We start from the raw sequence: 13763 nt of genomic DNA on the forward strand, positions 1-13763 counted from the left end.
TTTAAGTTAAACTTACAATTTGGCCGCTGAAATTTTCTAAATCCACCTGGTCTTTTGGTGAAAACACATTCAGAAAATTAGGGTAACACTTAATGTGCCAGCTCTTTGTTGTAGGAAAAATCTCACCATCGCCAAAGAATGACAACTCTGACGCTCCATCAAGCAGCTCAATTTTTGCTTCAGTTGTTTCCAAGACCACGATGTTCGGGTCTTCTGTTGGGAATTTCCCGTTTAAAATTTTAAGGACGCAGGCAATGAGTTCCAGTCTGTTTTGGTGCTTAAAGATTGTCAGGTTAAATTTTCCATCCTGATGGTTGGTCTGAGGGGCCACTTCAAAACTACCACCTAAAACCGGTTGATTGTTAATTAAAATAAGTGGAGAGTAAAAAACATCGTTAAGCTCCGCTGATTCCAACTTAAACTTATAACTCATTACTTCGTGGGCCATAAGTCTCTTGGCCGCAAACAATGAATAGACATTTTTACCCGAGAGCTTCATGAATTTTTTAAACTGAGGAAACTCAGAGCGAATGGCATTGATGTCACCTGCAATATCTGCGGCAAACCCCAGGCCTCCATTAGTGGCCATAAAACGCCCATTGATATTGATCAAATCAATCTTCTTTCTGGTGTTAAGCCTGATGGTCTGAGCAATTTTTTTAATATTTGAACTCGACCCCATGGTTCTTGCAAAATCATTGGCCGTGCCTCCTGGAACAACCAGCAGACCAATATCAGTTCCAGCCAGCATTTGAATAATTGAATGAACAGTCCCATCTCCACCAACGGACAAAATAGCATCTACGTTGTTTTGGATATCGCGGTTCAAATTAGCATGAAGCTCTTCCATATTCGAAGACACAGGGTATTCGATGTTGCTTCTAAAAAGGGCGTTATTGATCTTTCCTTGCCAATCATGGCCGCCGTTTGAAGCTCGCTGGTTAAGATAAACAGAGATGTTCTGCATAATTCCTCATTTGTGCTAATGCCTAATGATACTCTCTGAAAAATTCCTGGGGAGTTTTTGTGGTTCCCTTTGAAAAAAATACATTCCTTGTCTAAACTATAAATAACGCTTGATTGGAGATCTGATGAAAATCCTAGTAGTTACTAGCGAAGTCACTTTCGTGCCCGGAAATTACAACCACTTCTTAGAGGGTTTGTTTAGGGAATTACAGGGGGAAAAGGACCTCTCTATCGACCTGGTCATCCTGAAGAACAACTCCCCTGTCCTGACCCTGAGAGGCTTCGCTTTAGGACTTATGGGTGCCCGAAGAATCGGACTTTCTCTGATGAAAAATACCCTCAAGGCCGCTTTTAAAGACCGCAGGGCCCTGGCCAAAAAGCATGACATTCCTCTGCATTTTTTCGACAATCCAAACTCGCCCGACTTTCTCGAGTTTGTGAAAAATCACCACACAGATCTTTTAATCAACGCCCGCACCAGATTCATTTACAAAAGTAAAATCTTAAAACTCCCGCGCCTCGGGGCCATCAATATTCACCACGGCCTTCTGCCAGAGTTCCGCGGAACCATGTGTGACCTATGGGCCCTCTACAATGACCGCCCCACAGGTTTTTCCATCCATGTGATGGAAAAAAAAATCGACAACGGCGCCATTATCCGACGAATCGAAACAAGTACTCCAAAAGATTCCAAACTTCGCAAGAGTTTTGCAAGGCTGATTGAAGAGAGTTCGAAAATTGAGGGCATTGAGATGGCAAAAGTCGTAAAAATGATCAAAGAGACCCAGAAAATTCCGATAGAACAAGACAATATTTCAACTAAAACTGAGTACACAAAGAACCCCGATTTCTTTGCGATCAGAAAGATGCTGCAAAAAGGTATTGAACTATGAAAATGATCTTTCACCACGGCTCACCAGGGGCCCCACAAGATTTCTCTCACATAAAAAAATATTTCCCGGACATGGAGATTCATCTCTACGACCGCGTAAAAAAAGAACGCAAAGGTGATCTCGAAGCAGAGATTCAACTGGGGTTTTCTTTTGGCTGTGTGAAGGCCTTGAAATACGCCGCCAAAAACGACAGGACAAAAATGGTGATCTTAGTGGCACCTTATTTGTTTCCGACAAAAAGGCCCGGCGCTTTAATGAAAGGACTTTTAATGTTTGATCTTTTTAGAAACACCGCTCTTCCAGCGCTGGCGAAAAAAAGCATTGAGAAAATGTTAAAAGAAAGCTCTCACCCTCATCCTATCCCTGAGATCTATGAAAAAGATGCTAAAGAGTATTTCAACACCGAAAGACTGGCACACTCGATTTTAGAAAAAGATATTTCAGAAGAAAAAGTGATTAAACGCCTGGAGCAGTTAAAATCAAAAAATATCCCGGTGATTGTCATCATGGGCGAAGGCGACCAGACGTCGTACAAAGGGGCCAACAAAGAAAGACAGTTTGATCCTCTACTGGTTTATAAGAATATTCACATTAAAACGATTCCAGAAGCAGGACACGCTCTGCTTTGGACTCACACCAAAGAGCTTTCAACTCTGATTAATGAATCCATTGGAAAATACATGACAACTGATAATAAAGAAAAACGCCTGGGGTATTACCCAGGAAAAGATGAAAACAATAACGTGGCAAGCTTTCTTAGAGAGCACGCCAAAAATTTCCCAACTAGAAATATCTTAACCTGGGTTAACCCGGAAGATTTAAAAAGCTGGAATGGAGATATCAACACGCCACTTCCACACCGCTCAGTCAAAGTGGTTGAACTCGATCACCTGGTTGGAGTCTTAGCGAAAGAATTCCAAGGCCAAGGCATCGCTTTTGGCGATAGAGTTATTCTCTTTTTACCAATGTCGCTTTATATGTATGCCGCGATGTTTGCCCTTCAAAAGATGGGGGCGATTCCAACTTTCCTTGATTCTTGGGCAAGACGCGACCAAATGGGAGTGAGTGCAAAAGTTGCTAACCCACGCGCAATGATCAGTGCCGATAGGGCCTTCGCCTATCTGGCCGACGTTCCGGAAATTGCTTCTATTCCTATTAAGATTGTCGCTGGAGAAGTTAAAAGCGAAATTAAATACAACGCTCGTTTAGAAGTTCTGCTTCAAGGAAAAGAGTCTCTGCCAATTGTTCCAGTAGAAAAAGAGCACACGGCCTTGATCACGTTTACAACCGGGTCATCGGGAACTCCAAAAGGAGCAGACAGAAGCCACCGCTTCTTAGCGGCCCAGCACTACGCCCTTAACCGCCACCTTCCTTATGAAAATGGCGATAAAGACCTTCCAGTCTTTCCTATCTTCTCACTCAATAACTTGGCCGCGGGAGTTGAAACGATTATCCCGGCCATTGATGTGGGCTCTCCTGCTCCAACAGACGCACTGGTTTTATACGTGCAGATGAAATCAAGTGGTGTAACGTGCACAACTTTATCTCCTTCACTTTTTAATGCTCTTTCGGCGTATTGTATTGAAAAGAAATTAAATCTCGATTTCCTAAAACGCATCGTCACTGGTGGTGCTCCCATTTCAAGAGACGATGTCGCTCGCATGAAGAGCGTGGCCAAAAATGCTGAGATCCTGGTGCTCTATGGATCAACAGAAGTTGAGCCAATGGCCCACATTGAAGCCGTTGAAATGCTCGCGGAAAAACCACACGATGACCATGAAATCGTTGAGGCCGGAGTCAACGTAGGAGGTCTTGATAGTGGTCTTGAATACAAATTCATTCACATCAACAAAGACCCGGTTTACGTTAAAGATGCTTCCGACTGGAAAAAACTGGAAGTTCCTCCAGGAGAAGTTGGAGAGTTAATCGTTGCCGGCGAGCACGTTTGTGAAAAATACTTTAACAACGAAGAGGCCTTCTTCCGCGCTAAAATCCGCGATGAAAGAAAAGTTGTTTGGCACAGAACGGGAGATCTAGGGAAATTAGATAAGCACAACAACCTATGGATCGTAGGCCGCGTTCACAATGCGATTAACCGCAAAGGGCAGTACTTCTTCCCGGTTCGTGCTGAAATCATTCTTAAAAAGTTTCCATTCGTGCATAAAGCGGCCTTCCTGGGAATCGCTCACCCTGATTTAATCGAAAAGACCTATGCTGTCTTCTCAACTCAGGATACGAACCTGAACGTAGAGGAGGCCAAAGCTGAAATCAGACGTGTGCTGGAAAAGAACGATTTTGTAGTGGATGAAATCATTCACATTGACGATATCCCGATGGACCCTCGTCACCACAGTAAAGTTGAATATGAAATTCTAAAAAAGAAGATCCAAGGATAAATTTCATGGCAAAGGCAAGGGCCTGGTGGCAGTTTACAAAAGAGCGTTTTGAACCCGCATCTCACTTGAGCATGATTGTGGTTTTTATCTTTGCCCACATCCTGGTGGTCAATGCGACAGAGTCCATCTTTGCGACGTCTCTAAATGATCTGGTGATGCTCATTGGTGTGGTGGCCTTTTATTTTAAGCTGCGCCTATATGATGAAGTTAAAGACTACGAGCTAGATGTGGTGATTAATAAAACACGCCCGCTTCCACGAGGACTTTTAAACCACAAAGACATGTACACTGGTATGGTCGTTTGCATTCTTATTGAGCTTATTACTTTTGCTTCAATGGGGCTTAACTCGCTCATGAGCATGATCGTGGCCATTCTTTATTCACTTTTAATGTATAAAGAATTTTTTATCCGCGAAAAAATCAGACCATACCTGACAACCTATGCTCTCACTCATACAGTTGTAACAGTGCTTTTGAGTTTTGCCATTTTCAGTTTCCTAAGCACAGAAAATTTGCTTAAACTGGTGGCTAACACGACTCTCGTTTCATTTGCCATGGCCAACTGGCTTCTTTTTAACATCTTCGAATTTGGAAGAAAAACTTTTGCCAGTTCTGAAGAGCGCCCAAGTGTAGACACTTACTCCAGCCTCTTTGGCAGAACTGGAGCGGTCGTTCTGGTGCTTTCACAGGCCGTTATCGCCCATTTTCTCACTCTTTCTTTAAGAGGCACCAACCATACTTTTTCTCTCTGGAGCTCAGGAGTCCTGCTTTTTATTTTAGGAATTCTCTCTTTGAGATATATCATGACAGACCATCCGGCAGCAGCAAAACACTACCGCCTCTTTAGCTCTGTCTATATTATTTTGTTTTACGTTTTATTAATTTTTTCTCACATTATTCCATAGGGACTTATGAAACCACACAACCTCTACATCGTCTCTAAAGACAGCACCCACCACTTCGCCAAAAAAGAATCTGGCGGAAAAGGGCACAATCTTTACTTACTAAGTAAAAACGACATCAAGGTTCCAAAATTTATCACTCTTCCTCCGGCCTTTTTTGAAGAGTTCAAAAAACAAAGCGGAATTGAAGATTACCTTAACACTATCTTAGAAGATAAACACCTCTCAATGCAGGAAGTGTCGGAAAAAATCAAACACAAGATTGTTGAAACCAATATGCCACTGGTGATTTTTGAAGAAATCGCCAAAGCCTATGAAGAGCTTGAAAGAGACTTAATCTCTGTGCGCTCGAGTGCTCACGATGAAGACAGCGCTCTTCACTCATTTGCCGGTCAGCTCTCAAGTTTTCTTTACATCTCTGATCTCGATACGACCATTCATTCAATTAAAGAATGCTGGGCCTCTGCTTACTCTGAGAGGTCACTGGCCTATCGAACAATTAATAAGCTGGATATTTTAAACATTAAAGTTTCGGTTATCTTACAAGAGATGATTGACCCGGATATCAGCGGGGTTCTTTTTACTTGTAACCCTATCAATGGGAAAAATGACCAGATTGTTATCAACTCGGTTTATGGAGTTGGAGAAGGACTTGTCTCAGGACTTTTAGACGCTGACACATATACCATCATGAAAAAAGATGGATCGATAAGCGAAAAAAACATCGTCGAAAAAACTAAAAAACTGATCCGCGACGAAAAAGAACAAAAGTGCCTGGAAGTCGCTGTTTCATTAAATGAGCAAAATGCAGAATCAATAAGTGTTTCTGACCTAAAGTCCCTTTATCAAATCGCTCTTAAAATTGAAGACTTCTACGGAAGGCCTCAAGACGTGGAATGGGCCATTAAAGACGGCGAACTTTTTATTCTCCAGTCTCGCCCAGTTACGACAGGAATTGAAAACGGCCGCGGGATTTTATACATGTGGGATAACTCCAACATCGTAGAAAGTTACGGGGGACTAACGATGCCTCTCACTTTTGGATTCGCTCATTACGTCTACCACCAAGTATACGTCCAATTCTGCGAGATCTTACTTGTCCCTCAGTCTCGTATTAAAGAAATGGATTACTTCCTTAAAAACATGCTGGGACTTTTCTACGGACGTGTTTATTACAACCTTTTAAATTGGTACAAGCTCACAAGTATTCTTCCAGGATACAAATATAACCGCGCCTTCATGGAAACCATGATGGGAACTAACGAGGCCCTGCAAGACGAAATCGCAGAGCGTGTTAAACCACCTGAATTTCACCACGGGCCACTGGCAAAAGCGAGATCTGCCCTGACCGGCCTGAAGTTTTTCTATTTCCACTTAAATATTCAAAATGTTGTCGATGACTTCCTGACAGAGTTTCACATCGTTTATAACAAGTTTAGAGTGATTGATTACTCTCGCCTGGAGGCCTCAAAAATCTATGAGCACTACCAGGCCTTAGAGCGCGAAATGCTTTGGAAATGGCATGCTCCGATCATTAACGATTTCTTATGTATGGTTCACTATGGACTCTTTAAAAAATTTACCAATAAATGGCTGGGGCATTTAGGTGACTCTTTCCATAATGACCTCCTTGCTGGAAACGGAAATCTTGAATCAGCAGAGCCTACAAAACGCTTAATCGTGATGTCTGGTTATGTTTCAAAAAAACCAAAACTAAGAGAATTGATTCTCTCAACTCCAAACGACATGTGCCTTGAGGCCATTAATCAATCGGAGTTCCAGGAATTTTATTTTATGGTCTTAGAATACATTGATAAATACGGTTTCCGTTGTATGAGTGAAATGAAGCTCGAACAAAAGGACATGCACCAGGAGCCGGGACTTTTCTTTGTTTTCTTAAAAAACTTAATCAACTGCGGACAGACCGATCTGCACGAATATGAAAAACGCGAAAAAGAAATCAGAGAAAATGCTGAAGCTCTTTTAGAGAAAAATATCTCTGGTGTAAAAAAAGTGATCTACAAATGGTCACTAAAACACGCCCGTAAGGCCGTAATGAACAGAGAAAACACACGTTTTTGCCGCACAAGAATTTATGGAGTTGTTCGCGCCATGTTCTACGCCATCGGTGAAGATTTCACAAAGAGCAACATCATCGATAAAAAAGATGACATCTTCTATTTATCTCTTGATGAACTCAAAGGTGCACTGGAAGGAACAAATAGCATTCAGAACCTAAGAAAAGTTATTGATGTGAGAAAAGCGGAATATGAGCTTTATAAAAACATGGAGCCTGCTCCACGCTTTGCCACTCGCGGTCCTGTGTACTGGAACAACCAGCACATGCCAAAAGAAGAGGAAGTGGTCTTTGATGAATCAGCACTGGCGCCAAATCAAATGCGCGGGATTCCTTGCTCACCAGGAATTATCGAAGGTGTGGTCAAAGTTATTATTGATTCAAATGACGACATGACATTAAACGGAGAAATACTGGTGACAGAAAGAACTGACCCGGGATGGATTCCACTATATCCTTCTCTATCGGCCCTACTTGTTGAGCGCGGAGGGCTTCTGTCTCACTCGGCAATCGTGGCCCGTGAAATGGGTCTTCCAACCATTGTTGGGATTAAAGGGTTGACGAAAAAATTAAAATCTGGAATGAAAATCAGGATTAATGGAGAAACCGGGATTATTGATATACTATAGGAATAAAGAAGGCCGCAATGGCCTTCTTTATTTCCATAACTGCTTTTTTTCGCCTACTGGTCTAACACTTGATACGCAAATACCGGCCTGGATGCTTCCGTTTCTTACAAGTCCCGAGAGGTATTTGTTGTGAACTAGAAACCTGAGTTTTTTCTCAGTGTTCTTCTCATCAAGATAGTGCTCACCGATGGGGATTGTCTGAGTTTTAGGATCATTGCCTCTTAGACCCATAAAGATAAATTTCATAAACTTCAAAGTGATAATAAAATCTCTTTTACAAAGCTGATACCATCTTAAACAAAGGGCCTCATCGAGAGTAAATGTGAAATCCCGATAAAATTCAAAACTCCTGAACATAGGTGTGTGGTCTGTAAAATAAACTTCCACCAAGTCTCCATCAGAAATTTTATCAAAGCTCTCGTCATCGGGAACAAGCCGCGTTTTTTGTAAAAGACGCCACAGAAGTGTTTTATTACTTGGTGTTTCTCCGGCACGAATACACTCTTTAATTAAAGTAATATTCAAATCCAGATAAGCAATGACTTCGCGTTTTTTTCTCAGTGAACATTTATTAAAATGCAGTGAAGCTTGATTAGAAAATGGGATAACTTTTATTCCATAAAAACTCAAGGCCTCCGCAAAATCCAGGGCCAGCCTTCTAAACTCCACTTCCGCACAGCGATCAGGAGATATTTCCGAAATAAATTCTTTTGCATTCATTGAGCGCTAAATTAAAGGCCAAATAAATTTTAGACAAGCTAGTATTGCACTAGACAAGGTTCTTGAAGGAATATTGAACAAAAAAAAGGGCCCTTATTGGGCCCATTTTATAGGAATGTAAACTTAATTACTTTAAAATAATCGACGACGGAAGCGGCTGTACCCAGTTCTTTGGAACTTGGTAGTAAGTGTTCACAGACTTCTCACCTTCAGACTTTGGAAGAACATCTAGCTTTGACTGAGCAATAGCTTTTGCTAAATCCATTGATCTTGATAGAGCAGCAGCTCTCAGAGCTCTGTCCGCGTTTACAAGTCCTGAAGTTGAAACCTTTCCTTTTAACCATGATTTTACATCAACAGTCTCAAGAATGATTTTCTTGATTCCTCTGAAATCAAGAGAGGGGTTTGCATCTTTTACTGCTCCAGCGATACCAGCAACGTAAGGAGCTGCTTGGCTTGTTCCAGAAACGTGGATGTATTTGTTCATTGGAGAAGTTGAAAGGATTCCTACACCTGGAGCAGCGACTTCTACGTTTTTCACTCCGTAGTTAGAAAAGCTTGCAAGTGCTTGGTCACCTAATGTAGCAGCAACAGAGATCTTGTTTTCCCCTACAACGTTTGTTGGAGTTGTTGGCTTAAGATCGTTGTCTGATCCATCGTTACCAGCAGCAAAGATGAATAGAGTTTTTGGAGCTGAAGTTAAGAAGATTTTTGATTCTTTAACTGCCACTTCAAAGAAGTAGTCTGTGTATGTTTTTAGTTCAGCTTCAGTTGGAGCTTTTTTGAAGATTGATTGGTAAAGTTGAGCAATCACTCCACCGATTTGGTCGTAACCAGTTCCGAATGATCCGTTCATAACGTCAGCTTTAACGTTATTTAGGTATCCACCGATTTCTCCATAAACAGCTGACTGTTGTTTTGCCAGAGCACCAAGGGCCTGTTTAACAAGGAAATCTTTCACTCCGCCTTTATCAGCAAGTGAGATTTCTTCTTTTTTATCCCCTGTCGCAATTGTCACGCTGTTAGACTTTTGTCCCGGAAGTTTTACTTCTGTCGGGATAAGTTTACCACCAATCATTTTAGCTTCTTGAGAAAACTTCGCTGCAATTCCTGTTACGTGAGTTCCGTGCATCCAGTTTCCGAAAACTGTAATGTCCTTAATGAACTTTTCTTCTTTAAGTTTTGCGTTTGCCCAGTCTCTGTCTTCCTTCGTAAGTGTTCCAAGGAAAGACTTTAACTGAACATCGAAAAATCTTCTGACGTCAGCAGTGTCTGACCACTCGTAAGAGTAATCGATCAGTTGGTTGTTGCTTTCAGCAAAGTTCCATCCATTGATGTCGTCCGGGTATCCATTTTTATCTTCATCGCGGTCGTTGCCCGGGATTTCGATTGGGTTAACCCATGCTTTTGCTTCAAGGTCTTTGTGTTTAAAGTCGTTTCCTGAATCAACAATTGCGATATTAGCTGCATTTGCAGATCCAATAGTCATAGCCAGTCCAAGGCCTAATAAAAGAGATTTCTTCATCTCACTCTCCTATGAAAGGGTGTGTTTTAGTTACAGAGAAATATTATGATCCCTAAAAACACGAGTGCGCTAGTCTTTTATTCTTACAGGCGAAAAATAAAAAAGCGCCTCTTACGAGGCGCTTCATTATCAAAAAATGTTTTATGCTAAGAAATTATAGAGCTGGCATTTTTACAAGTAGGCTTGGACGAAGCGGCCTGTACTTAATGTTCATCCCTGGAAGACGTTTAGCAAAAGATTTTGGTGTCGCAACATCAGCAATCTGCGCGCGAGCTTTTGTGATCGCTACTTCAACGTTCATCGTCTTAGAAAGTTCCGCAGCTCTTTGAACGCGGGCCTTGTTAACGATACCAGAAGTTGCAACTTTATCTTTTAACCATGACTTCACGTCTACAGTCTTAAGGATGATGTTTTTGATATCTGCCGCTTTTAGAGCTGGGTTGATATCTTTAGCAAGAGAGATTGCACTTGTAACAAACGGGGCTGCTTGAGACGTACCACTCATGTGAAGGTATGACTGCGCTGGACCTGCAGATTGGATCGCAACACCTGGAGCTGCTACTTCAACTGTCTTTTGTCCGTAGTTAGAGAAATCTGCGATTTCAGAGTATCCAGAAGTTGCTGCAACAGAGATTTTGTTAGCTGCAGGGATGCTTGCTGGGTAATCTGGAAGAGCGTCGTTGTTAGAGTTATCGTTACCAGCTGCAACTACGAATAGTGTATCTGGAGCAGCTTTAAACATTTCCGGCCCAACAGTTAGAAGAGTTCCGTAGTAAATCTGAAGAACTTCAAGAAGTTCGTCTTGAGTTGGCTCTCTCTTAATAGCTTCAACGAATCCTGAGTGTAGGAATCCTACAGCTTGCTCGAATCCGATACCGAATGATTGGTTAACGACGTCTACTTTATGGAATTTTAGGTATCCATTTAGAGGAATCATTTCTTCAACTTGAGAAACTGCAGTTTTTTGCACTTCTTCTTTAAACTGATCGAAAGTGATTGCTGGAGCAAAATCGAACTCTAGTTGAACTGGTTCTCTTTTTTCTGGAGCAACGTATTCTTGGTATACAGTTGGAAGAATTTTAAGCGACATAACTTGTGCATTTGGGTTGTTTAGAGCGGCGATCCCTCCAACGTGTGTCCCGTGAGCATAGCTTCCTACGAAGTTAGCTTGGTTCATGAAAGCTTTGTTGTCTACGGCCTTTTTTAACCAGTCAAACTCAGTCGCGTTGATCGTCTTTGTTTCATACTTAGCGTATAGCGTGTAGAATTTTTTAACGTCATCGTTGATCAGGTAGTCGTACTTGTCATTGAAAACCTTTGCAGAATTTTCAGTGAAGTCCCACCCGTGGATGTCACCAGGAAGTCCTGAACCGTCTAGGTCAGTTGTGCTTCCTTCTTTTTCATTTTTGTTTGTCCATGCTTTTGGGGCAAGATCTTTATGAGAAATATCTGTCCCTGTGTCCATTACGGCAACGACAGATGCACTTGCTGTACCTAACTGCAGAAGTGTTGCTAGAGTTACTAATTTTTTCATCAAGTGCTCCTCAAATGTAAGAGTCATGCGACCCCAATATCACAATCGGCGCAGAAAATAGCACCAAACCCAAGGATTTCCTAGAAAATAGTTGACCATGCTACTTTTTATAGGCTTTAATTTTAAATGTAAGATTCTGTAAGAAATTCATTTTGTTTGGCCAAAGGATAAACCCATGAAAAAAGTCTTCGTTACTCGAAAAATACTAACTGAAGGTCTAGACCTCTTGGTCAAAAATGGCTTCGAAGTAGAAGTGACAACCAAGGACGAACCCCTTACTCCGGCCGAACTAATGGAGAAATCAAAGTCAGCAGACGCTCTTATTTGCACCATGGCCGACTCTATTAACAAGGATTTCCTGGAAAAAAACACTCATCTCAAAATCATCACCAACTACGCTGTCGGTGTAAATAACATCGACCTGGAAGCCGCTAAAGAGCTCGGGATCACCATTGGAAACACGCCGGATGTGCTTACGGAAGCGACGGCCGAAATCGCAATTGGGCTCATGATTTGTGCCGCCAGAAATTTCCGTTCGGCCATCAGAAACGCTGAAGAAGGACACTGGAAACACTTCGAGCCGCAGGGGCATCTAGGGCATGCGCTTAAAGGAAAAGTTTTAGGAATTGTGGGATACGGACGCATTGGAAAACGCCTGGGAGAAATGGCCCACGGAGCGTTTGGAATGGAAGTGAGAGGTTATAAAAGAGGTGAAGACCTAATCGCCTTCTTAAAAGATATCGACGTCCTTTCTCTGCATATCCCTCTGACTCCTGAGAGCCGTCACATCATTGGAAAAAAAGAAATTGCCGCCCTTAAAAAGACAGCGATTATCATCAACACTGCTAGAGGTGACGTCATCGATCAGGACGCTCTTTATGAGGCCCTAAAAAATAAAGAGATTTTCTCAGCTGGCCTAGACGTCACAACACCAGAGCCACTGGTTCCAACTCACCCACTTTACTCACTACCAAATGTCATGATTCTTCCCCATATCGGCTCGGCGACTTTTGAAGCAAGAAGAGCGATGTCGGTTCTTTGTGCGGAAAATATTATGAAGGCGTTTGCTTAGATTTTTTTCTGGAAGAAAAAGACAACCATCCTTGGAGTCCGTTTCATAGAGACAAAAAACAAAAGGGCCCGTAATGGGCCCTTATGTTTTTGATTTTTTAATTAGTGCTTAAGATTGTTAATAATTGTGATTCTTGTTACGTCTTCACCACGTCCACCAGATTGTGGGCGGTATACTGATCCAAGACATCCATCTTCTGTGCGAGAGTAGTCTTGGTCTCCTCTAACAAGGATTCCTTCTACGATACCAGTTCTTGAGTCAACAACTGCTGAACCAGAGTTCCCACCGTATGTATCTGCGTTTGTTACGAAGAACGTTGGGTTTGTGTTGTTTCTCATATCAGCTGCAGCTGTGATTTTTGTTGGAAGACCTGTTGGGTGACCGATTACAGTGAAAACTGCATCGTCAGCTGGCTTTCCTTCTGTTCTGTACTTAAGTGGAGTGCGTCCTGTAACAACTCTTTCAAGTTTTACAACAGCGTAATCCGCTTGAGTCATAGAATCTTTCTTTCTTTCGATAATTTTTGAACAACGGTAAACTTGATCTTTGTTGAAAGTGAAAGTTTTTTCTTCTTTCTCTTTATTAGCAAAGTCGAATACCCAGTAGTGTCCCTGACAGTCGAAGTCAGAGTTAATACAGTGACCAGCAGTCACTAGCTTATCTCCTGCAACAAGGAACCCTGAACAGTTACCGGCCGTTGGTTGGTTAGCGAAACGCTCTGATTTACACATTCCAGACTCAGCAAGCGTTTCAGCTTTAACTGTGTATTGACCTGGAGTTGTTTCAACTAGGTTTCTGTTAAGAATTTGAACAGCTGTTGAAAGAGAAAGTTCTTTCATCAGATTGTCGTTAGATTCGAAAATGTCCAGACGATCGTCCTGTCCGTAGATAACTTTATCGACTGGAGTTGTTTTAGCGAAAGCTGAAACAGAAAGAGTAAGAGCAAGTAGAGCAATGAATTTCATATAACGTCCTTGTGTAGGATTTTTTTCGTTCGACGACTATACTGCTATTATCTGAAATTTTTACACTTACAAAAACTTACTTCT

General features: G+C 41.9%; 10 protein-coding genes. 5 read left to right on the forward strand and 5 right to left on the reverse strand.

Annotated features, from left to right (window positions below; genetic code table 11):
- Position 1: 1 nt before the first annotated feature.
- Entirely contained in the window at positions 2–967 is a 966-nt protein-coding gene (locus ACN20O_RS17510) for a diacylglycerol/lipid kinase family protein (RefSeq protein ID WP_491635591.1), read from the reverse strand.
- A 124-nt stretch (positions 968–1091) separates the two neighbouring features.
- Here ACN20O_RS17510 and ACN20O_RS17515 point away from each other — a divergent pair, with 124 nt between their 5' ends.
- The 4 genes from ACN20O_RS17515 to ACN20O_RS17530 are packed head-to-tail and all read left to right on the forward strand — an operon-like array spanning position 1092 to position 7863.
- Positions 1092–1859 (forward strand): formyltransferase family protein, encoded by a 768-nt coding sequence (locus ACN20O_RS17515; protein WP_491635593.1) that lies wholly within the window; start codon positions 1092–1094, stop codon positions 1857–1859.
- Entirely contained in the window at positions 1856–4255 is a 2400-nt protein-coding gene (locus ACN20O_RS17520; RefSeq protein WP_491635596.1) for an AMP-binding protein, read from the forward strand. Before ACN20O_RS17515 ends, ACN20O_RS17520 begins: the two co-directional genes overlap by 4 nt.
- Positions 4256–4260: 5 nt before the next feature.
- A complete protein-coding gene (locus tag ACN20O_RS17525) occupies positions 4261–5160 on the forward strand; it encodes a UbiA prenyltransferase family protein (protein WP_491635598.1) in 900 nt (299 codons plus the stop codon).
- A 6-nt stretch (positions 5161–5166) separates the two neighbouring features.
- Positions 5167–7863, forward strand: coding sequence for a phosphoenolpyruvate synthase (locus ACN20O_RS17530; protein ID WP_491635600.1), 2697 nt, complete (start codon positions 5167–5169; stop codon positions 7861–7863).
- Between the two features lie 27 nt (positions 7864–7890).
- Here the strand turns inward: ACN20O_RS17530 and ACN20O_RS17535 are convergent, their stop codons facing one another.
- The 3 genes from ACN20O_RS17535 to ACN20O_RS17545 all read right to left on the reverse strand — a co-directional run bounded on the left by ACN20O_RS17535 (position 7891) and on the right by ACN20O_RS17545 (position 11642).
- Positions 7891–8583, reverse strand: a complete 693-nt coding sequence (locus tag ACN20O_RS17535; RefSeq protein WP_491635602.1) for a hypothetical protein — start codon at positions 8581–8583, stop codon at positions 7891–7893.
- A gap of 127 nt (positions 8584–8710) precedes the next feature.
- Entirely contained in the window at positions 8711–10108 is a 1398-nt protein-coding gene (locus ACN20O_RS17540) for a S8 family serine peptidase (protein WP_491635604.1), read from the reverse strand.
- A 154-nt stretch (positions 10109–10262) separates the two neighbouring features.
- The gene (locus ACN20O_RS17545; protein ID WP_491635606.1) at positions 10263–11642 is read right to left on the reverse strand and encodes a S8 family serine peptidase; all 1380 of its coding nucleotides are present in this window, start codon (positions 11640–11642) and stop codon (positions 10263–10265) included.
- Positions 11643–11817: 175 nt separating this feature from the next.
- Here ACN20O_RS17545 and ACN20O_RS17550 point away from each other — a divergent pair, with 175 nt between their 5' ends.
- Complete coding sequence (locus tag ACN20O_RS17550; protein ID WP_491635608.1) at positions 11818–12714, forward strand: 2-hydroxyacid dehydrogenase; 897 nt, start codon at positions 11818–11820, stop codon at positions 12712–12714.
- 101 nt (positions 12715–12815) lie between these two features.
- Here ACN20O_RS17550 and ACN20O_RS17555 read toward each other — a convergent pair whose 3' ends face one another.
- Entirely contained in the window at positions 12816–13679 is an 864-nt protein-coding gene (locus ACN20O_RS17555) for a trypsin-like serine peptidase (RefSeq protein WP_491635610.1), read from the reverse strand.
- Between the last annotated feature and the right edge of the window lie 84 nt (positions 13680–13763).

The sequence above is a fragment of the Bacteriovorax sp. As-1 genome, assembly GCF_058446905.1.

Bases quoted from the DNA above. Each gene is read 5' to 3' on its own strand.
- ACN20O_RS17510 (WP_491635591.1), bottom strand. From the start codon at position 967: ATGCAGAACATCTCTGTTTATCTTAACCAGCGAGCTTCAAACGGCGGC.
- ACN20O_RS17515 (WP_491635593.1), top strand. From the start codon at position 1,092: ATGAAAATCCTAGTAGTTACTAGCGAAGTCACTTTCGTGCCCGGAAAT.
- ACN20O_RS17520 (WP_491635596.1), top strand. From the start codon at position 1,856: ATGAAAATGATCTTTCACCACGGCTCACCAGGGGCCCCACAAGATTTC.
- ACN20O_RS17525 (WP_491635598.1), top strand. From the start codon at position 4,261: ATGGCAAAGGCAAGGGCCTGGTGGCAGTTTACAAAAGAGCGTTTTGAA.
- ACN20O_RS17530 (WP_491635600.1), top strand. From the start codon at position 5,167: ATGAAACCACACAACCTCTACATCGTCTCTAAAGACAGCACCCACCAC.
- ACN20O_RS17535 (WP_491635602.1), bottom strand. From the start codon at position 8,583: ATGAATGCAAAAGAATTTATTTCGGAAATATCTCCTGATCGCTGTGCG.
- ACN20O_RS17540 (WP_491635604.1), bottom strand. From the start codon at position 10,108: ATGAAGAAATCTCTTTTATTAGGCCTTGGACTGGCTATGACTATTGGA.
- ACN20O_RS17545 (WP_491635606.1), bottom strand. From the start codon at position 11,642: ATGAAAAAATTAGTAACTCTAGCAACACTTCTGCAGTTAGGTACAGCA.
- ACN20O_RS17550 (WP_491635608.1), top strand. From the start codon at position 11,818: ATGAAAAAAGTCTTCGTTACTCGAAAAATACTAACTGAAGGTCTAGAC.
- ACN20O_RS17555 (WP_491635610.1), bottom strand. From the start codon at position 13,679: ATGAAATTCATTGCTCTACTTGCTCTTACTCTTTCTGTTTCAGCTTTC.